This is a genomic window from Helicobacter labetoulli (assembly GCF_003670275.1).
GTDB classification, from domain to species: Bacteria; Campylobacterota; Campylobacteria; order Campylobacterales; family Helicobacteraceae; genus Helicobacter_C; species Helicobacter_C labetoulli.
In genome coordinates, this window is record NZ_QXJF01000012.1 from 1 (window position 1) to 21,098 (window position 21,098).

The window sequence follows — 21,098 nt, forward strand, 5'->3', positions numbered from 1 at the left end:
GCTAAAAAGCAAAGACATATTTAAAAAGGGTTAAAAATATGGAGTGTGATATGCCAACTTTAGATTTAATTGAGAATTTTCGCGACAAAGATGTGATTGAGGGTTTTGCTAAAAAAATTGCCATTCTTTCACAAGGATTGAGAGAAAAGCTTGTGATTATGGAGGTGTGTGGCGGACACACGCATACAATTATGCGTTATGGTTTAAACCAACTTATGCCAAAAAATATTGAGTTTATCCACGGACCGGGCTGTCCTGTGTGTGTAATGCCTAAAAATCGTATTAATCAAGCCTATGACATTGCTATGCAAAAAGACACAATTTTATTAAGTCTTGGCGATATGATTAAGATTCCGGGTTCTTTTGGGAGTTTAGCAGATGCAAGAGCAAGGGGGGCTAGCGTGCAGTTTTTGTATTCACCCCTTCAAGCCCTAGAGATTGCAAAAGAAAATCCGCACAAAAAGGTTGTGTTTTTTGCCATAGGCTTTGAGACAACAACACCTATGAGTGCTGCTTTGATAGAAAAAGCCCTGCAGGAGAATGTAAAAAATTTATTTTTTCATATCAATCACGTGCTTGTTCCCCCGCCATTATGTGCGATTTTAGATTCTAAAAACTCACGCATTAATGCCCTAATCGCCCCATCTCACGTGAGCGTGATAAGTGGAGCAAAGATTTATGAAGATATTGTAGAGAAATATCGTATTCCTGCGGTGGTGAGTGGTTTTGAGCCGGTGGATATGATGGAGAGTGTGTATAAGCTTGTGAAACAAAAGGTAGAAAATCAAGCTAGGCTTGAGATTCAATATAAACGCGTGGTAAGTTATCAGGGCAACCTCAAAGCTCAAGCGTTGGTGGAGAAATATTTTACCAAGCGTGAATCTTTTCAATGGCGTGGGCTTGGCAACATTGCAGATTCTGCATTAAGGCTAAAAACGCAATACGCACATATGGACGCTGAAGTGGTGTTTGATGAGATTTTGAGTAAAGATTCTGTGGCGGATAATAAGGCTTGTCGCTGTGGTGATATACTGCGTGGAGTGGCAAAGCCTTTTGATTGTAAGGTTTTTGCTAAAGCCTGCACGCCAAGCAACCCTCTAGGGAGCTGTATGGTAAGCAGTGAGGGAGCGTGTGCGGCATATTATAAATATGGTGCATTGCAATAAGGCTAGGCTATGAGTGAGCTAAAAGAGCGGCTGTGTAATGGGGCAAAAGAGTATTATGCCTATCTTTCATCTCACAATCTTGGCTTGAGTGAAGTTCCCATTAGTTCATCTACATTGCAAGAATCTGTGCTTGTCTTATCGCTTAGAGGGAATGTGGCGGATATGGATTTAAAGCTAAGTGCGGCTTTGATTTTAGAGGTGGATTCTACGCATTATATGATAGCAGAGGGAGAGGGCATTGAGCTGCAATTTTATGATGAGCGTCAAAAAGTCATCTATCTTGCCCTAGATTCCACGCTCATAGGGCATATTAACAAGAATCTAAAAAAGCTTAGACTTTTTAGTGATTTGAAGTTTTTGGTAAAAAATGTGGAGGAATTTTTTGAAAATTTTGGCGATAGGCTCAGGCTACCTACACAACTGCAATCCCCGCATACCAAATCTAGTGTCATAAGCCCTATTCCAACTTTGAGTGATGAGCAAAATAATGCTCTAAAAATGGTGCTAAGTGAGCCTTTAAGCTATGTGTGGGGACCACCGGGAACGGGCAAAACACAAAAGGTGCTATTTGAGGCGTTGCTGCATTATATGAGGCAGGGTAAAAAGGTAGCTGTTGTAACCACAACAAACAATGCCCTAGAGCAGGTGCTTGTTACGCTTATTAGGCAGTTTGATGAGCTAGGGTTAGAGCGGAGCAGTATTTTACGGCTTGGCACACCTACTATGGGCTATATGAATGCGTATTGGCAGACTTGTGATCCTAGCCTTTTGCAACAAAAGGGTTCTACTAATCTTTTTAATTTTCAAGATACGCTGAAAACGCGTTTGAAAACCGCGTGTGTAGTGGGAGTAACACTTGATGGTTTTATTAAACGATATGAGAGTTTGGAGCTAAGTTTTAGCCATGTTTTTTTAGATGAATGTGCGTATGCACCGCTTATTAAGACTTGTGCGTTATGCGTGGAGGGCACACCACTAGCACTTTTTGGTGATCATAAGCAGCTCTCTCCGGTGTGTGAAATGCCTAAAAATGCTCTTTTGCAAAAAGAGAATGAAAATGCTTTTGCGTGGAATCTCTCTGCTTTGTTTTTAGAATCTTTTTTTAACGGAGATATGCCTAAAAAATTAGCACAAGAATATGAAAGGAGTGGCAATATCCCATCTTTTAAGCAGATGTGTTGTGTGGGCTTAAGTCGCACACATCGCTATGGGGACAATCTCGCACAGATTCTAGATAAATATGTATATCATATGGGGCTAAGGGGCAAAGATGAGCCTATGGAGATTTTTGCTATTGATAGTGGGGCAAAGCAAGAGGGAGAGACACAAATAAGTCAAAGTGAAGTAATGGTATGTGAGATTTTAAGCACAAAGCTTAAGGCAAGTGAGTATGCTATAATCACACCTTTTGTCAAACAGAGACAAAAACTTGGATTTAAGATTCCACGAGATAGGATTTTTACCATTCACGGTTCGCAAGGGCAGGAGTTTGATAATGTCGTGTTTTCTCCGGTGAGTTTGCACTATCATTTGACAAACTCACATCAAACTCACGCGCTTTATGCGTTGAATGTGGCTATTTCGCGTGTAAAAAAGCGACTTTTTATTGTATGTGATTATGCGTTTTGGAGTAGGCAAAAAGGACAGCTACTTTATGCGATATTGCAACAAGCTAAACTTATTACTTTAGAGGATATATTATGAAACAAACACAAATTATGCTTTCTCACGGCAGCGGAGGATTGGAATCTAACTCGCTTATAGAGGGGATTATATATGAGATTTTGGGTGAAGTGCTTGTGCATAATGGTGAAGATGCTGGTGTGTTTGAAAGCAAAATGCCTTTAGCTATTAGCACGGATAGCTATGTGATTAGCCCGATTTTTTTCCCCGGTGGCGATATTGGCAAACTCTGTGTATGTGGCTCAAGCAATGATGTGGCAATGCGTGGGGCAAAGCCTATGTATCTTACACTAGGCTTCATACTTGAAGAGGGCTTTAGTATAGAATCTTTAAAAAAGATTTTGTATTCCATTAAGCAAGAAGCCCTTATAGGTGGGCTAAAGATTCTATCTGGGGATACAAAAGTCGTGCCAAAGGGAAGTGCAGATAAAATCTTTATTAATACCACAGCAGTGGGGCAGATTCACAATGCGGAATATAGTGTGAAAAATCTAGCACTAGGCGATGAGATTATCGTAAGTGGAGCTATTGGCACACACGGCGCGGTGATTTTTTGCCAAAGAAATGAGATAAATTTGCAAAGCGATTTGCAAAGCGATTGCGTTCAGCTTTACCCAATGCTTGAGGGGTTGAAGGAATGCAAGATTCATAGTATGCGTGATGCGACAAGAGGGGGATTAGCAGCGGTGCTGAATGAATGGGCAAACACTGCGTGTGTGGAGATAGAAATCAATGAGCCAAGCATTCCTATCTTGCCACAAGTGAAGGGTGTGTGTGAGATACTAGGACTAGAGGCATTAAGCCTTGCAAATGAAGGTGTGTGTGTGATAGCTACACCACAAGGGGAGAGCCAAAAAATTTTGCAAATCCTGCGTTCTCATAGTCTTGGTAAAAATGCTTGTGTGATAGGGCGGGTTACCAAAAAGGCGGATAATGCCAAAAATGCTCGTGTGATTCTCTCTAATGCGTGGGGAGCGAGGCGATATGTGGAATATCCACAAGGGGAGCTGCTACCTAGAATCTGCTAAAGCAATTCAGCTTTTTGCAATAAATGGGGAAGCTACGAAAAATCACTGCGGTCATTTATGTTTAATAAACTCCCTTGCACTTTTTCTTACAACCCCCATTTATCATCAAAAATCTTAGAATTGCCAGAGCGGTGTCTCTTGGGTGCTTTTCAGGGAGTTTGCTTTTTGTTTTGCAGGTTTGGACTAAGTGCTTACGCACGAGCAGTGTTCTTAAGTGAGCTTTTTGTAGCAAAACATAGACACTTAATTCTGCTTAAACTCGTAATGACAAAAGCGTTATAGATTTAAGAAAGGTAAAGTCCTTTTATTCTCTGGGTCGTGCTTCATTTACCCGCAAATTGCGTCCGAGAAAATCCTTTTCATTAAGTACTTCAATGGCTTTTAACGCATCGGCATCTTCCATTTCAACAAAACCAAAACCTTTTGGTTTTCCACTTTCTCTATCATTAATAAGCTTTACAGAAAAAACCTCGCCAAATTGAGAAAATAACTCTTTGAGTTCATCGCGTGTAACAGCATAGACCAAATTTCCTACATAAAGTGTTTTCAAAGGAACTCCTAAAATAAAGTGATACCCGCATTTCTTGGGCGTGTGCTATGCTAAGATTTATTTACTTACAAATCTCTTAAAAAGCACACTTTACATCATTCATTGCGTAAAACTTGCAAGGTATCCACCATAGATGCTTTTTTTGCAGGATAATATGATGAGAGGCAGACGATGATTATTGCTCCAAGAATGGTGAGTGAAAAATCTAGCAATGATAAGTCAAGTGGAAGTTTTGAGCTACCATACACATCAGCGGGTAGGGAAATGATAGGAAAAGTATCTAGCACATATAATGCTACACCAGCAAGCACTATTCCCAGCACTATTCCGCTTAAGCCAATAGTGTTGCCAACCCAGAAAAACACTCCTTTAATCTCCTGCTTACTTGCACCAAGCGAGAGAAGCAGGGCGATTTCTTTTCTACGATTCATCACAACCATAAGTAATGAGCTAATAATATTTAAACTAGCCATTACAATAATGAGCATAAGCACAATAAAAAGAGCGCGTTTTTCAAGCTCCATAGCAGAGAAAAAATTGCCATTTTGCTGCCACCAGCCCTCAATCCCAGCCCTTTGTGGAAACTCTATCTCTAAAAAGTTGCGGATAGGCGTAATATCCTCCATAGGTTTTGGCGTGTGGATATGGATACCATCATAAATGCCCGGTGGCAGTCTGCGGATTTTCTGCAAAGCACTTAGATTTGTATAAGTATAGGCTTCATCATACGCCCTAAGCCCAGATTCAAAGAATCCAGCAACATTAAATCGTTTTGTAATAGGTGTATAGCCAAAGCCGGAAGGCTCAAGTTGTGTGAAAAATAAATCAAGCTTATCATTAACTTCTAAGCCAAAATTTTCTTCAAAGCCCTTGCCAATAAGGATTGAAAACTCTTTTTGACTAAAAGCAAGGATATTTTGCTCCCTTATATGTTGCGGTGTGTTTTTAAGCGTTTGGCTAGAATCTTGCGTGTTATTTGTTTTTTGAGAAACATTGAAGCTTTGAGATTCTGCAGAATCTTGCAAAATCTCTTGTGATTCTAGAGCCTTTCTTACCACTTCATTGATTTGAGATTCTGCATTCATATCTACGCCAAAGACCATTGCCGCATTCATTGTGTTGCCCACCTTGCCAACAGCTTGATAACGCAAATATGGGCTAAAGAGAAATTGCGGAAACTGCTTCTTTAAAGCTTGCAAAATCTCATCATCAACACCCGCATAAGTCATAGAATACACGCTCAAAGGGTAATTCATCACAAAAAGTTTGCGTTCAAACTCCTTTGTCATTCCATTCATTATAGCCATCGCCACGCACAGCACCATTACACCAATGCCAACGCCAAAAAACGCTAAAAGTGCCGTGATAGAGATAAAAGGCTGTGTCTTATCAAAGCGTAAATATCGTGGCAGTAAATAGAGAATCAAAGCTTTCATTAAGCAAGTAGCCCTTTTTTTGGTCCGCTCTTGCCGTGGCATAGTTTGTATTTTTTGCCACTACCACAAGGGCAAGGGTCGTTGCGAGAGATTTTTGCTTTTTGGGGCTTTGAACTTGAATCTTGTGCTTCAAAAGTTTGTAAATCTTCATTGAGTTCTTCTTGCATATCTTGGAGCATTTTATCAGCAACTTTCTCCTCTTGCTCTCGCAACTGAATAATATGAAGCATTCTTGTTGTCTCGGTTTTTAGATTCTCTATAAATTCCAAAAAGAGATTATAGCTTTCTTTTTTGTATTCCACCAATGGATCTTTTTGATTATAGCCCCTTAAGCCTATGCCGGTTTTGAGATTATCCATTGTGTAGAGATGCTCTCGCCAAGAGCTATCAAGCACCTGTAAATAGATTATACGCTCAATCTGTGCGCGTTGGGCAGATTCTAGCTTTGACATTTTCTCTTCATAGCTTTGGCTCATTTGCGTAATAATTTTTTCCAAAAGCTCATCATAGCTTAGGTTTTCACAAGATTCTAGTTTCAGTCCTAGCTCTTCACTCAGCTGTGCTTGGAGAGAAGATAAATCAAAATTAGCACTATCATCACCGGGTAATATCTGTGCTTTATAGAGCAGGGTTTGTGCGGTGAGTTCGCGGTTTGTTTTGATACGCTCTTCAAGGGAAAAATCTTCACTTAGTAGCTCATTTCTTAGCTTATACACCGCCTTTCTTTGCTCATTTGCCACATCATCATATTCAAGCAAATGCTTTCTAGATTCAAAATGGAGATTTTCCACCTTTTTTTGCGCACTCTCCACCGAGCGTGTAACAAGTCCAGATTCTATATGTTCGCCTTCTTTCAAGCCTAGCCGCTCCATAATGCCTTTAATCTTATCGCTCCCAAAGATTCTAAGCAGTGAATCTTCTAGGCTTAAATAAAATTGGCTCACTCCCGGATCGCCCTGTCTTCCAGCCCTACCGCGTAGCTGATTGTCAATGCGGCGACTCTCGTGTCGCTCTGTGCCGATGATATATAGCCCTCCAAGCTCCCTAATCTCGTCTGTGATTTTTATATCAACACCGCGTCCTGCCATATTTGTAGCAATGGTTACTGCTCCTTTAACCCCTGCATCTTTAATGATTTCTGCTTCTTTGCTGTGCTGTTTAGCATTTAAAATTGTATGTGGGATTCTGCATTTTTTTAGGAGTTCGTGGAGAATCTCACTCTTTTCAATACTTGCTGTCCCTACAAGCACGGGTTGCCCTTTTTTGTGTAACTCTTCAATCTTGCTTATAACAGCATTAAACTTCTCTCTTTCGCTTTTATAAATTAAATCATTTAAATCCTTGCGTTGCACAGGGACATTTGTAGGGATACTCACCACTTCAAGATTATAGATTTGTAAAAATTCAGTAGCTTCGGTTTGTGCTGTTCCTGTCATACCGGAGAGTTTTTCATAGAGACGGAAATAATTTTGGAATGTAATATCAGCTAAGGTTTGGCTTTCTTCTTTAATATCCACTTTTTCCTTTGCTTCAATGGCTTGGTGTAGCCCCTCGCTAAAGCGTCTGCCCTCACTTAGTCTCCCGGTAAATTCATCAACAATCACCACTTCATTATCCTGCACCACATAGTCTTTATCTTTAATAAAAAGATAGTTTGCTTTCAAAGCTTGGTCTAGGTGGTGGGATAAGGTAGCATTTTCTATGCTATAAAGATTATCTACTTTAAATAAAGATTCAGCATTTTTAATCCCCTCTTCAGTGAGTAAAATCACGCGATTTTTCTCATCTATGGTAAAGTCTGTTTCATTTTTGAGCTTTTGGGCTACGCTATTGGCGATTTGATAATGCTCTAGTGTGCGATTAACAGGACCGGAGATGATAAGGGGTGTTCTTGCCTCATCAATAAGAATAGAATCTACTTCATCAATAATGGCAAAATAATGCTCCCTTTGGACTTTTTGGCTAAGGTCATATTTCATATTATCACGCAAATAATCAAAGCCAAATTCATTATTTGTGCCATAGACAATATCAGCCCTGTAAGCTTCAAGTCGTGCATTATCATCACGCAAATCATTTGTAATAATCCCCACACTAAAACCAAGAAAGTTATACAATGGCTCTAGCTCCCTAGCATCGCGGTTGGCAAGGTAGTCATTCACAGTTACTACATGAACCCCTCGCCCACAAAGTGCATTTAAGCACACTGCAAGGGTAGCAACAAGCGTTTTTCCTTCTCCTGTTTTCATTTCCGCTATGCGTCCATCATTAAGCGTCATACCGCCGATAAGCTGCACATCAAAATGCCGCATACCAAGTGTGCGTTTGCTCGCCTCACGCGTGATAGCAAAGCTTTTATGTAAAACATCTTGGAGTGAAGATTCGCCATTTTGCACAAGCGTTTTGAGTTCATTAAAAGCATTTTGTAGCTCTACATCACTCAGCGAAGCGTAGCTAGATTCTAAAGCGTTGATTTTTTGCACCTCTTTGGTGTAGAGTTTGATAAGTTTATTATTGCGTGAGCCAAGTATTTTTGAAACGAGAGATTTTAGCATTGAAAAGCCTTTGGTATGAAAAGTTTTTGGTTTAAAATTTAGCAAACCTTAAAAATTGGGAAGTATTCTAGCATACTTTTAACATACTTTGGGTAAAATCCCAGCCCTAAAACAAAGATTAAAGGACAAAAAGATGAAAGTTTTTAGAATCTGCGTGTTGATGTTGTTGGGTTTTAGCTTTAGTTTTGCTTTGGGGGAAAATCTCCAAAGTATTGAGGCAGATTTTGAGCAGTTTATTGTCAGTGAAGAAGGGATTCCAGCACATTATGAGGGTAAAATCTATGGAAAAGCTCCTAATAAAGTCAAATGGGATTATACAAATCCGCTTAAAAAAGAAATCTATATGAAAGATAACGCCGTGCTTATTTATGAGCCTAGTCTTGAGCAGGTGAGTCGCTCACATTTAAGAGAGAAGACGGATTTTATCTCTATTATCAAATCCGCCAAAAAACAGCCCGATGGCACATATCACACAAAAATTGAAGGCACACAATATGTGCTTTTTGTGGATAAAAATAACATACCAGAACGCATTGAATTTGTAGATTCTATGGGGTCAAAGACGATTTTAAAACTTACAAAAGTAAAGATAAATCCAAAGATTCAAGATAAAATTTTTGAGTTTAGCATTCCCAAAGGCGTTGAGGTTGTAGATATAAAAACGCGATAATTGCGATAAAAAAAGGAAAAGTGATGTTTGATTTTCACGCACAAAATAAGCCACAAATCGCACATAAAGAAGTGCTGTGTGATAGTCTCACGCCTTTATCTGTGCTTTTTGCACTTAAAGCAAAGGTGCTTTTAGAATCTGCGTATAATGAAACGGGTAAGGATAGATATTCGCTTGTGATTTTAAATGAAGCCTTTAGGGTGTGTAAGGAAGAGGGTGAGCATTATCTTATCGCAAATGGTAACAAAACGCTTTTGCAAGAAGCGATGCAAGAGTATATGTGTAATGAAGATGTAAAAAAATCTTTAGGTATAAAGGCGGATTTTGCAGATTCTAAAAGCGTAGATTCTAAGCAAGATTTTTTAGAGGATTTGGCTATTGTAAGAAGCCTTGCCCCAAAGCCAAATGCCGAGCAAAGTCCGCATTTGCCGCTAGATTTACCCTTGCCGCTTGGTGGAGCAGGATATATTGGTTATGAGTTTTTTGCCGAGATTGAGGAGGTGAGATTTACAAATCCTGTGCTGTATAATGCACCTGAATGTGGCTTTATCTTTGGGAGAGATTTTCTTATTTTTGACCATCTTTTTGATAGATTGCATATTGTGAGCGTGAGCTATGCATATGAAAAAGAAAGCATTGATGTGGCACAAAGGATTACTCAAGTTGCCGCAAAGCTTAAATCATTAGCATATTCATCTTTAGATTCATTATTAGAATCTTTAGAGCAAGATTCACAGACACAAAATTATGAGATACAAGATGCCACTTCCCAGCAAGAATATGAATCTATGGTAGAAAAAATTAAAGATTCAATCTATAAAGGGGATTTGCTCCAGTGTGTGCCAAGCCAATATATGAAAATCCGCTCTTCTCTCTCTCCGCTTCAAGCGTATAGAAATTTGCGTCATCAAAATCCTAGTCCGTATATGTTTTATTATGATTTTGATGATTTTGTGATTTTGGGGGCAAGCCCTGAGATTATGATTCGCCTAAAAACAAGTGATGATATGAGTCATTTTATCCTGCGACCAATTGCTGGGACACGCCCAAGAGGGAAAAGTGTAGCTGAGGATTTGGAGCTTGAAAAAGAGCTTTTAGGTGATGAAAAGGAAAATGCCGAGCATTTAATGCTCTTAGATTTGGCAAGAAATGATGCAGGAAAAGTGAGTGTGGGCGGAGGTGTGAGCGTTGTAGCAAGGAATAAGATTGAGCGGTATTCTCGCGTTATGCATATTGTCTCATCTGTGCAAGGAGAGCTAGATTCTAAACATTTTGCAAAAAGAGATGCATTCAAGGCTGTCTTTCCCGCTGGGACATTAAGCGGTGCGCCAAAGATTACAGCCATAGAGCTTATAGAATCTTTAGAATCTACGCGTAGAGGTATATATGGCGGAGCGATAGGGTATTTTACGCATAATGAAGATATGGATTTTGCCATTGCTATACGCACTGCTGTGTATCAAAATGGTGTATATTATGTGCGTTCGGGGGCTGGTGTGGTGCAAGATTCAAATCCTAGGGCAGAATACCTTGAGACACAAAATAAGATTCAATCTTTGCTAGATATGCTTATGCCAAAGGGGCAAAATCAAGGAGGGATAGAATGATTTTACTTATTGATAATTATGATTCTTTTACCTTTAATATTTATCAAGCTTTTTATCGCTTTGGTTTTCCTATTCAAGTCGCAAGGAGCGATAAGATAAGCATTCAAGATATAAAAGATATGAATCCGCAGTATATCATCATTGGTCCGGGTCCCAAAAGCCCAAAGGAAGCGGGTATTTCCATTGAGATTGTCAAAGAGTTTCAAGGTATTATCCCCATTCTTGGAATCTGTCTAGGACATCAGGCGATTATGGCGGCTTTTGGTATGGAGATAATCAATGCTAAAAATATCATTCACGGCAAGGTTGAGCCACTCAAACATAATCAAAAAGGGCTTTTTCGCAATATCACGCCAAACACGCCTATTGTGCGGTATCATTCGCTTGTAGGAAAAGTGCAGGATTTGCCTGATTGCTTAGAAGTGAGTGCGTGGAGTGAAGATGGCGAGATTATGGCGATTGCCCATAAATCTTATCATCTTGTAGGTGTGCAGTTTCACCCAGAATCTATTGGCACATTAGAGGGTGAGAAAATGCTGCTGAATTTCTTGCATTATAGAAATGAGATTATCCCCATAAAAGATTATCTCAAAAGCACATTGCAAGGTAAAAATCTTAGCTTCAAACAAGCTTATGATGTGATGGATGAGATTACAGAGGGGAATTTGAGTGATGCTCAAATTGGGAGTATTCTCACAAGTCTTGAGATAAAAGGTGTCAATGAGGAGGAGTTGGCTGGATTTGCAAGTGTGCTAAAGAAAAAGGCAATTTCTTTTACTTTGCCTAAAAGCGATGAGGTGCGACTTGATATGGTTGGCACAGGTGGCAGTCCCAATAAGACTTTTAATGTCTCAACAACAAGTGCCTTGCTCCTTGCAGCTGGTGGGGTAAAAATCATCAAGCACGGCAACAAGGCTATTACCTCAAAATCTGGCTCGGCTGACTTGCTTCAAGCTTTGGGTGTAAATATCAATATGGAGATTCACACTTGCCAAAATGTTTATAATGAGCTAGGCATTACATTTTTATTTGCTCAAAAATTTCACGCTGCTATGCGTTTTGCCGCTCCAGCAAGGGCAAGTTTGGGCTTTAAGACAGCCTTTAACCTTATCGGTCCTTTGGCAAATCCTGCGAGTGTAACCCATCAATTCATTGGTGTGTTTGATAAGTCTTATACGGAGATTATGGCTAGGGCTTTGGCGATTTTGGGGATAAAAAGGGCTATTGTGGTGAGTGGATTTGATAGCTATGATGAGATTTCACTCTCCGCCCCCACACAAATAACAGAGTTAGATAATGGTAAGATTCACAGTTATGTGTTTAATCCAGCTGTTGTGGGGCTAGATTTTGTCCCTTATAGCGTGCTAAAAGGCGGCACTTGTGAGGAAAATAAGCAAATCACGCTTGATATTTTTAGTCTAAAAGCCCCTGTGGGTTCTTCTCCAAAAGCTCAGCTTGTCGCATTGAATACTGGTGCTGGATTATACCTTGCAGGAAAGGCAGAGAGTATAAAGGAGGGCTATTTTTTAGCACAAAAGATTCTAGAATCTAGGCGTGTTTTTGAAATTTTAGATGAATTTGTTAGGCTATCACATCAATAAATGAAACTTATAAAGAAAGCCTTTGCATTAAGGCAGGGTAGAATCTCGCTTGTTTGCGTAAGGCTTTGCGATAAATTTTGGCATTTGGGCAAAATCTCTCTACAAGATTCCAAAAACTTTGTGAATGATTTTTATGCACGATATGGCTTAACTCGTGGATAATCACATAATCAATGAGTTTTTTATCCGCAAAAATAAGCATAAATGAGAATCTTAAGCGATTATCAAAAGTGCAGCTACCAAAGCGACTAAGGGCATTTGTGATTTTTATATCCTTATATGCTAGCTCCATTTTTGCAGCATAAAAAGCACAACTTTGTGTGATGTATTCTAAAAGCAAAGTGTGTAGGGTATTTTTAAGACTGTGTTGCAAAGATTGCAAATGTGCTTGTGAAAGAATCTTGTCATATTCTAGCCACTCTCCAAAGACAAGGATTTGTCCTGTGTGGGATTGTAAAAAAATATCAATATCTTGCTTGTGTGCTTGAAGTTTAGCAAGTGTGGTATGAATCCAGCTCTTATGCGTATTGATAAAATCTAGAATCTGCTCTTGGCTAAAGGCTTTAGGCACACGCACATATAGAGATAAATCCGCCTTAATCACAATGCGTGGATAAGCGATTGCTTTAGATTCAATATGAATGGATTTTGCGTTGGGATAGGAATTTTGTAAAGCTTTTATCATAATATTGCCACTTTTAGTTATAATTTTTCCTTTTCATTATAACGAAATGGAGAATATTATGAAAGTTTTACTTATAGAGAATGTGCAAGGGCTTGGTAAGAAAGGCGAGATTGTGGAAGTCAAAGATGGCTATGGACAAAACTTCCTTATTGCTAAGGGCAAGGCAAAGCACGCTACAAATGAAGTGATTAATAAATATAAGGCAGAGCAAAGAAAACTAGCTGAGATTGAAGCACTTGAGATTGCCGAACTCAAGCAGTTAAAGCAAAGCCTAGAATCTTTGCATCTTATTTTAGAGAAAAAAGTCGGTGCAAATGATACGCTTTTTGGCTCTATTACAAAAGATGAGATTGCTCAAGCACTCCTAAGTCATAAGATAAGCATTGACAAAAAGCATATTGAGATTGATAAGGCAATAAAACATATTGGCGATTTTTCCGCTCTTGTAAAGCTTGGTCATAGCATAAATGCTACGCTTAAACTCACTATCAAAGCACAAAAGGATTAATAATGTTTGAAGCGACAACCATACTTGGCTATAAGGGCGAATTTGAAGGGAAGAAATGTGCTATTATCGGCGGCGATGGGCAGGTAACCTTTGGGAATTGTGTATTGAAAAATAATGCCACAAAAATCCGCACTTTGTATAATGGGCAGATTCTAAGTGGCTTTGCGGGAAGCACGGCTGATGCGTTTTCTTTATTTGATATGTTTGAGAGAATCTTAGAGGGACGCAAGGGCGATTTGGTGCGGAGTGTGCTTGAGTTTAGCAAGGAATGGCGTAAGGACAAGTATTTGCGAAAGCTTGAAGCGATGATGGTTGTTCTTAATACCGAACATATTTATATTTTAAGTGGCACAGGTGATGTGGTAGAGCCAGAAGATGGCAGAATTGCTGCGATTGGCAGTGGGGGGAACTATGCTCTAAGTGCGGCTAGGGCGTTAGATAGATACGCGCAGATTCCGCCAAAGGAGCTTGTGGAGAAGTCTTTGCATATCGCAGGGGAGCTATGTATCTACACAAATACAAATATTAGAATCTTAGAACTTTAATGGAGCAAAAATGAAAGAAAATATGACACCAAAGCAGATTGTAGAATATCTTGATGGCTATATTATAGGGCAAAATGATGCTAAAAAGGCTGTGGCGATTGCGTTAAGAAACCGCTATCGTAGAATGAAGCTTGATAAGGAAGTGCAAGATGAGATAACGCCTAAAAATATTTTGATGATTGGCTCAACAGGTGTGGGAAAAACGGAAATTGCACGGAGAATGGCAAAAATGATGGGATTGCCCTTTGTCAAAGTAGAAGCGAGTAAATACACGGAAGTGGGCTTTGTAGGGCGTGATGTAGAATCTATGGTGCGAGATTTGGTTTTAGCGAGTGTGAATCTTGTGGAAAATGAGCATAGACAAAAAGCACAAGCGGAGATTAATGACTACATTATTGAAAAAATTACCAAAAAGCTTTTGCCACCATTGCCGCAAGGGGCGAGTGAATCTAAGCAAAATGAATATGACATAAGCTTTGCTAAAATGAAGCAAAGGGTGCTTAAAGGTGAGGTTGATGAGCTAAAGATTGAAATAGAGATAAGCAAAAAGACACAGGTGGGCGATGATAATCTGCCACCAGATATGATAAAAGTCCAAGAGTCCATTTTTAAGGTGCTAAATGTTACAAATGATAAGGTTAAAAAGGAAGTGAGTGTCAAAGAGGCAAAAGAAGCTTTGATGTATGAAGCCACAGAATCTGTGTTAGATTCAGAAGCTATACGAGCAGAGGGGCTAAAAAGGGCAGAATCTAATGGTGTAATTTTTATTGATGAGATTGATAAGGTCGCCGTGGGGAGCAAAGATAGCTCAAGGCAGGATCCTAGTAAAGAGGGCGTACAAAGGGATTTGTTGCCTATTGTTGAGGGCAGTGTGGTCAATACAAAATATGGGCAGATAAAGACAGATTATATTTTATTTATCGCCGCAGGGGCGTTTCACTTTAGCAAACCAAGTGATTTGATACCAGAATTGCAGGGGCGATTTCCCTTGCGTGTGGAGCTAGATTCACTCAACGAAGAGAGTTTGTACAAGATTCTCACCCAAACTAAAAGCTCACTTTTGCGGCAGTATCAACTCTTACTTGATACAGAAAATATTAGGCTTGAATTTAGCGATGAAGCTATACGCGAGATAGCAAAGCTCTCTCATAGTGCAAATGAACGCACAGAAGATATTGGTGCAAGGCGGTTGCATACGACTATTGAACGAGTGCTAGAAGAGATTAGCTTTGATATTGATACCTATCAGGGCAAGGAAGTTACCATTACCGCGGAGATGGTGAAAGAGCGATTAGGAGATGTGGTAGAAAATGTGGATTTGGCACGATATATTCTCTAGGCGTTTCTGTGGCTCTAGGCAGGGATTAACAAGGGGATTATATGTCTAAATCTTGTTTAGAATCTTATGAAAATATAGAATCTCAAGTGAGTTTAGAATCTAGTGTGAATCTGCCTACCCGTTCTGGGTTTGTGGCTACACTTGGCAGACCAAATGCTGGGAAATCAACGCTTTTAAATCATCTTCTAGGGGAAAATCTAGCCCTTGTTTCACATAAAGCAAACGCCACGCGTAAGCAACTCCAAATCATTGTGCCTTATGCCCCGCTTAACACACAAATAGTGTTTGTAGATACACCCGGGATTCATCATCAAGAAAAACTGCTTAATCAATATATGCTTTCACAGGCTTTGAAGGCTATGGGCGATTGTGATTTGGCACTCTATCTTGCACCGATTACCGATGATGTGAAGCATTATCAGCTTTTTTTAGAACTCTATCAGGGCAAACATATTTTACTTTTAAGTAAAAGTGATACTTGCAGCAATGAAGCGATACTCGCAAAAATGGCAGAATATCAAAAATTTGATGAGCATTTTTTAGCCCTTTTGCCTTTTAGTGTAAAAAAGGGTTTTGATAGGGATTTGCTTTTAAAGAGCATTGCGAGTTTTCTGCCACAATCGCCCTTTTATTATGATAATGAGTTGCTAACACCATCTTCAATTAAAGAAATTTATAAAGAAATGATACGGGAAAGTTTATTTGAGAATCTCAGTGATGAGATTCCTTATGAAGCAGATGTGATGTTAAAGCGATTTGAGGAGGGGGAAAAGCTAGATAGAATTTTTGCGGAAATTATTGTGGAGAAGCAAAGTCAAAAGGGCGTTGTGATAGGCAAGGGTGGTTCTAGTATTAAACGCATTAGCAAATGTGCGAGAGAAAAAATTTTAGCTTTAAGCCCAAAGTCTGTGTATCTCAAGCTTGATGTGAGCGTGTATAAAGGCTGGAGTAAGCAAAAAGACCTATTGAAAAAAATAGGGTATGATTTTACTTTATAAATAAAGGAGTGAAAAGTATGGGATTTGTGAAAAAAGTGCTTATATGTATGGCGATGTGTGTGGGGTGTGTATATGCCCTAGATCCACAGCTTGTAGCATTAGTCAATGAATATAAAAAAAATGGCATAGGCAGTATAGAATCTAAGCTTGAAGGGTATTTGACAAGCAAAGAATATTGGGCAGAGTATCTTAAAGGAAACGCGACAGAATATGGGTATTTTGAGGATTTGAAATTTTTATTTGTATCAAACAAATCTGCTCCATCACTGCATTTGTATCAATTTAAAGATTCTGTATTGCACGAGCTTGGCAGCTCTTCAGCTCTTGTGGCAAAAGGTAAGGGCAATAAGAAAAAAGAGGGTGATTTGACAACGCCCATTGGTTCGTATGATTTAAATGCACGATTAACCGGGCTTGATCAATACTATGGACCTTTGGCATTTTCTACAAGCTACCCAAATGTGTACGATCAATCACTCAAAAAAACAGGCGGCGGAATCTGGATTCACGGATTACCTTTAAATGGCAATAGGGAAGAGCTGAATACGCGGGGCTGTATTGCCATTGACAATGAGTTGTTGAAAAAGTATGATAGGCTCATTGATTGGAAAAAAACAATGCTTATCACTTATGAGGGGGAGTTAAAACCTGCTGATGTTGATGAACTCGCCCTTGTGCTTTCAAGCTTGTATCAGTGGAAAAATGCGTGGCAAAAAAGTGATTTGACAAGCTATCTTGCCTTTTATGATGAAAAGGACTTCTATCGCCCCGATGGTATGAGCTTTAAATCTTTTAGGGAGCATAAGAAAAATATTTTTGCTAAAAATGAAGATAAGGTGATTAGAATCTCACTTGTAAATGTCTTAATCTATCCAAATGAAGCCCATAGAAATATGTATCGCATTAGCTTTATGCAGGATTACAAAGCCACACTTAAAGGTAAGCCAAGCTTTAGCTCTGTGGGCAAGAAAGATATGTATGTTGTGGTGGAGAATGGTAAAATGAAGATTCTAAGTGAAAGGTAGAATCTGCCTATCCTGCGTTGTTTTTTGTTTAATTCAGGTAGAGTCTAACTGCAATGAAACTATATCATATTAAGGAGCGAAGTGCTATGAATAAACTATGGAAAATTGCTGGATTTACACCATTTGTTTTAGTGGCTTTCATTAATGCTTTTGTGGATTTGGGGCATAAAATCACTATCCAAAATACGCTGTATAAAGTCTATGATGGCAGTGAATTGACATTGCTTACAAGTATTATTAACGCCCTTATTTTACTGCCTTTTATTCTGCTTTTTACGCCTTCTGGATTCTTGGCTGATAAATTTCCTAAAAATATCGTTATGCGTGTGAGTGCGTGGTTTTCTGTGGGGATTGTGAGCTTTATTACGCTGTGTTATTTTATGGGCTGGTTTTGGCTTGCATTTATTGCTACATTGCTTATGGCGGTGCAATCAGCGATTTACTCTCCTGCGAAGTATGGTTTTATTAAAGATTTGGCAGGCAAAGATATGCTTGCTTGGGGAAATGGAGCTATGCAGGCAACGGCTATCGTGGCGATTTTGGCAGGTATGAGTGTGTTTTCACTCTTTTTTGAGACAATGTATAGTGCAAGTGGCTTGGGATTTTTAGCGACAAAAGGTGAGATTTTACAAAGCATTGCTCCACTTGGTTTTGTTCTTATGGCGTGTGCTGTGGCGGAGCTATATTTATGCTATCGTTTGCCTACAATGACACAAGGTAGCAGTGAAAGCTTTGATAAAGAAGCATATTTAAGCGGTAAATCGCTGAAGAGGAATCTTGCCCTTTTACAATCTCATCGCAATATTTGGCTTTCTGTCGTTGGCATAGCCGTATTTTGGTCAATCTCACAGCTTTTACTCGCCTCATTTCCAACCTATGTGAAAGCCGAGTTTAATGAACTCAATACTTTCAAGGTGCAAATGATTATAGGTTTTTCTGGGCTTGGGATTATTGTTGGCTCAATTATTGCGGGGCGATTTTCTAAGCAATATATTGAAACGGGTCTTATCCCCTTAGGAGCTTTGCTTGTGTGTCTAATGATACTTTTGCTTTTAAGTTTTTCTTCACTCACACCTTATGCGATTGTGTTTTTTCTTTTTGGTATGGGTGGGGCGTTGTTTGTGATACCGCTTAATGCACTCATTCAGTTTCACGCAAAAGAGGGTGAGCTAGGTAAGGTTTTGGCAGGGAATAACTTTATTCAAAATATTGGAATGCTGGGATTCTTAGCCATTGGGACAATCGCGTCATTAGCACAAATTGAAGTGAGCTATTTATTTTATCTTTGTATGGTTGTAGCCATTGGCGGAATGATTTATGTTGTGAGACTTCTGCCTTTTTCTTTGGTTAGAATGCTTGTTACTCTCGCTTTTTTTCAACGCTATCGCTTGAATGTTGAAGGCTTTGAGAATATACCCGAACAGGGCGGTGTGTTTTTGCTAGGTAATCATATTTCTTTTGTGGATTGGGCGATGGTGCAGCTTGCTTTGCCTAGAAAAGTGTATTTTGTAATGGAGCGAAGCTATTATGATAGATGGTATATACGCATTTTCCTTGATTTTTTTGGGGTGATTCCTGTCTCAAATGCGGGGAGTAAAAGGGCATTAGAATCTATCGCACAAAAACTGCAAGAGGGGCATATGGTCTGCCTTTTCCCTGAAGGGTCAATTTCTCGGCACGGACATTTGAATGAGTTTAAAAGTGGCTTTGAGTTAGCAGCCAAACACCTAGAATCTCATCAAGCAGTGATTTTGCCCTTTTATATCCGCGGTTTGTGGGGGAGTGCGTTTTCGCGTAGCCACACAGGATTCCAAGAGAGACGCAAAAGCTTTGCTAAACGCAATATTACCATTGCCTTTGGAGAATCTTTAGATATTCACTCAAACGCCCAGCAGGTTAAGGCTAAGGTTTTTGAGCTTTCTTTTAGTGCGTGGAAGTCTCAGTGTGAATCCTTACCAACGCTTGGCAAGGCGTGGATAGATTCTGCAAAAAAATGGGGAAGTGAAGTGGCGATTGTAGATAGTATGAGCGGCTCTATGAGCTATACAAGAATGCTTAGCCTTACGCTTATTCTCTCCAAACTTTTTGCCAATCAAACAAAGGGAGAGCAAAATGTGGGGATTATACTTCCAGCTTCACTTGCAAGCTCGTTGTGTAATCTCTCTTTGCTTATGGCGACAAAAACTATTGTGAATCTAAATTTCACCGCAGGACAAAAAGCCATTGATGCTGCCATTGCTTCAGCACAGATTAGGACTATTTATACTTCGCAAAAGTTTATGGATAAGCTTGAGGGTAAGGGGGTGGCTTTAAGCTTTCCACAAAATGTGAAAGTGCTGTATATGGAGGATTTAATCGGCATTGTTAAATCAAACAAGACAGATTTTATCTGCAAGATGATTCAGGCAATTTTGCTTCCTTCATTTATGCTTAAATGGCTGTATGCTAAGGGGGTGCAAAATACCGATGTGGCGGCAATTCTTTTTAGTAGCGGAAGTGAGGGGAAGCCAAAGGGGGTTATGCTCTCTCATCTTAATATTATGAGCAATATTTTGCAAATTTCAGATGTGATTCACGCTAGAAGCGAAGATTCTATGCTTTCATCTTTGCCACCTTTTCACGCTTTTGGACTCACCGTTACAATGCTTATGCCTTTGCTTGAGGGAATGCTTTCAGTTACCCACGCAGACCCAACTGATGCAGTGGGTATTGCCAAAGCGGTAGCAAAAAATAAAGTGAGTGTAATGTGTGGGACATCTACATTTTTGGGGATTTATGCAAGAAACAGTAAGGTGGATAAGATGATGTTTGATTCTTTAAGGCTTGTTGTGGCTGGGGCAGAAAAGCTTAAAAAAGATGTCAAAGAAGCCTTTGTGATGAAGTTTAATAAGGAAATTTATGAGGGCTATGGGGCGACAGAGACTACACCTGTGGCAAGTGTGAATCTGCCAAGTGAGTTTGATGCAGATAATTGGGAGCTACATAAGGCAAGTAAAGATGGAAGTGTGGGTATGCCATTGCCCGGAAGTGCCATTAGGATTGTTGATCCAAATACAATGCAGGAGCTTCCTGTGGGAGAAGATGGCTTAATTCTCATTGGCGGACATCAAGTAATGGTAGGCTATCTTAATGATGAAGAGAAAACGCGCGAAGTGATTGTGGAGCTTGATGGGATTCGGTGGTATAAGAGCGGAGATAAGGGGCATTTGGATAGCAATGGCTTTATTCATATTGTGGATAGGTATTCGCGTTTTGCTAAGATTGGCGGAGAGATGGTGAGCCTTGGGGGGATTGAAGAAGAGATTGCTAAGATTATTAAAAAAGAAGAGATTGATGAGAGCGTAAAATATGTCGCTGTGGCACTTGAAGATAGCAAAAAGGGTGAGAGTGTAGTGCTGCTTGTGAGTGGGGAGCAAGAGCAATGCCAAAAGCTAGAATCTGCGTTAAAAGATTCTGCCCTGCCTACACTCTTTAAGCCCTCAAAGATTTTGTATGTAGAGACAATTCCTGTGCTGGGCTCGGGTAAGGTCGATTTAAAGGGAGCAAAGGATTTAGCAAAAGGGCTTTGCGGGTAGCGAAAATTGAAGATAGAGGTATTATTGAACATATTGGATAGATTTTGAATTTTGCAAAATTATCCTTATAAAAAGGAAGATAAAAAATTGAAAAATGTCTAAAAATAGGCAAAGTGCTTGACATTTT

General features: G+C 39.6%; 16 protein-coding genes. 12 read left to right on the forward strand and 4 right to left on the reverse strand.

Features of this window, described 5'->3' with window-relative positions; all coding sequences use genetic code 11:
* Positions 1–50 precede the first annotated feature (50 nt).
* The 3 genes from hypD to hypE are packed head-to-tail and all read left to right on the forward strand — an operon-like array spanning position 51 to position 3,877.
* Complete coding sequence (hypD, locus tag EBF12_RS07160) at positions 51–1,166, forward strand: hydrogenase formation protein HypD (RefSeq protein ID WP_167444796.1); 1,116 nt, start codon at positions 51–53, stop codon at positions 1,164–1,166.
* Positions 1,167–1,175: 9 nt separating this feature from the next.
* Positions 1,176–2,870 carry an AAA domain-containing protein gene (locus tag EBF12_RS07165; protein ID WP_121727051.1) on the forward strand — a complete coding sequence of 565 codons (1,695 nt, stop codon included), beginning with the start codon at positions 1,176–1,178 and terminating at the stop codon, positions 2,868–2,870.
* Entirely contained in the window at positions 2,867–3,877 is a 1,011-nt protein-coding gene (gene hypE, locus EBF12_RS07170) for a hydrogenase expression/formation protein HypE (RefSeq protein WP_121727052.1), read from the forward strand. Before EBF12_RS07165 ends, hypE begins: the two co-directional genes overlap by 4 nt.
* Before the next feature lie 304 nt (positions 3,878–4,181).
* On the opposite strand, the gene EBF12_RS07175 is transcribed toward hypE, so the two are convergent.
* The 3 genes from EBF12_RS07175 to secA all read right to left on the reverse strand — a co-directional run bounded on the left by EBF12_RS07175 (position 4,182) and on the right by secA (position 8,418).
* On the reverse strand, positions 4,182–4,427 hold the full coding sequence (locus tag EBF12_RS07175; RefSeq protein WP_121727053.1) for an RNA recognition motif domain-containing protein: 246 nt from the start codon (positions 4,425–4,427) through the stop codon (positions 4,182–4,184).
* Positions 4,428–4,522: 95 nt separating this feature from the next.
* Positions 4,523–5,863 (reverse strand): FtsX-like permease family protein, encoded by a 1,341-nt coding sequence (locus EBF12_RS12335; RefSeq protein ID WP_121727054.1) that lies wholly within the window; start codon positions 5,861–5,863, stop codon positions 4,523–4,525.
* Positions 5,863–8,418, reverse strand: coding sequence for a preprotein translocase subunit SecA (secA, locus tag EBF12_RS07185; protein WP_121727055.1), 2,556 nt, complete (start codon positions 8,416–8,418; stop codon positions 5,863–5,865). The genes EBF12_RS12335 and secA overlap by 1 nt, the downstream gene beginning before the upstream one ends.
* Positions 8,419–8,551: 133 nt before the next feature.
* Between secA and lolA the strand changes: the two genes are divergently transcribed.
* The 3 genes from lolA to EBF12_RS07200 are packed head-to-tail and all read left to right on the forward strand — an operon-like array spanning position 8,552 to position 12,296.
* Entirely contained in the window at positions 8,552–9,088 is a 537-nt protein-coding gene (gene lolA / locus EBF12_RS07190) for a LolA-like outer membrane lipoprotein chaperone (protein ID WP_121727056.1), read from the forward strand.
* 23 nt (positions 9,089–9,111) lie between these two features.
* Positions 9,112–10,695: a chorismate-binding protein gene (locus EBF12_RS07195; protein WP_121727057.1), complete on the forward strand. Its 1,584-nt coding sequence runs from the start codon at positions 9,112–9,114 to the stop codon at positions 10,693–10,695.
* A complete protein-coding gene (locus tag EBF12_RS07200) occupies positions 10,692–12,296 on the forward strand; it encodes a bifunctional anthranilate synthase component II/anthranilate phosphoribosyltransferase (protein ID WP_121727058.1) in 1,605 nt (534 codons plus the stop codon). The genes EBF12_RS07195 and EBF12_RS07200 overlap by 4 nt, the downstream gene beginning before the upstream one ends.
* Before the next feature lie 7 nt (positions 12,297–12,303).
* On the opposite strand, the gene EBF12_RS07205 is transcribed toward EBF12_RS07200, so the two are convergent.
* Entirely contained in the window at positions 12,304–12,981 is a 678-nt protein-coding gene (locus tag EBF12_RS07205) for a M48 family metallopeptidase (protein WP_121727059.1), read from the reverse strand.
* Positions 12,982–13,039: 58 nt separating this feature from the next.
* Here EBF12_RS07205 and rplI point away from each other — a divergent pair, with 58 nt between their 5' ends.
* The 6 genes from rplI (at position 13,040) to EBF12_RS07235 (ending at position 20,971) form a co-directional block, all read left to right on the forward strand.
* Positions 13,040–13,489, forward strand: coding sequence for a 50S ribosomal protein L9 (gene rplI / locus EBF12_RS07210; protein WP_121727060.1), 450 nt, complete (start codon positions 13,040–13,042; stop codon positions 13,487–13,489).
* Positions 13,490–13,491: 2 nt separating this feature from the next.
* Positions 13,492–14,034: an ATP-dependent protease subunit HslV gene (gene hslV, locus EBF12_RS07215; RefSeq protein WP_121727061.1), complete on the forward strand. Its 543-nt coding sequence runs from the start codon at positions 13,492–13,494 to the stop codon at positions 14,032–14,034.
* Positions 14,035–14,044: 10 nt separating this feature from the next.
* Complete coding sequence (gene hslU / locus EBF12_RS07220; protein ID WP_121727062.1) at positions 14,045–15,373, forward strand: HslU--HslV peptidase ATPase subunit; 1,329 nt, start codon at positions 14,045–14,047, stop codon at positions 15,371–15,373.
* Positions 15,374–15,414: 41 nt separating this feature from the next.
* The gene (gene era / locus EBF12_RS07225) at positions 15,415–16,371 is read left to right on the forward strand and encodes a GTPase Era (protein WP_244196443.1); all 957 of its coding nucleotides are present in this window, start codon (positions 15,415–15,417) and stop codon (positions 16,369–16,371) included.
* A gap of 17 nt (positions 16,372–16,388) precedes the next feature.
* Entirely contained in the window at positions 16,389–17,396 is a 1,008-nt protein-coding gene (locus EBF12_RS07230; RefSeq protein ID WP_121727063.1) for a L,D-transpeptidase Cds6 family protein, read from the forward strand.
* A gap of 86 nt (positions 17,397–17,482) precedes the next feature.
* Positions 17,483–20,971 carry an acyl-[ACP]--phospholipid O-acyltransferase gene (locus EBF12_RS07235; protein ID WP_121727064.1) on the forward strand — a complete coding sequence of 1,163 codons (3,489 nt, stop codon included), beginning with the start codon at positions 17,483–17,485 and terminating at the stop codon, positions 20,969–20,971.
* Positions 20,972–21,098: the final 127 nt, after the last annotated feature.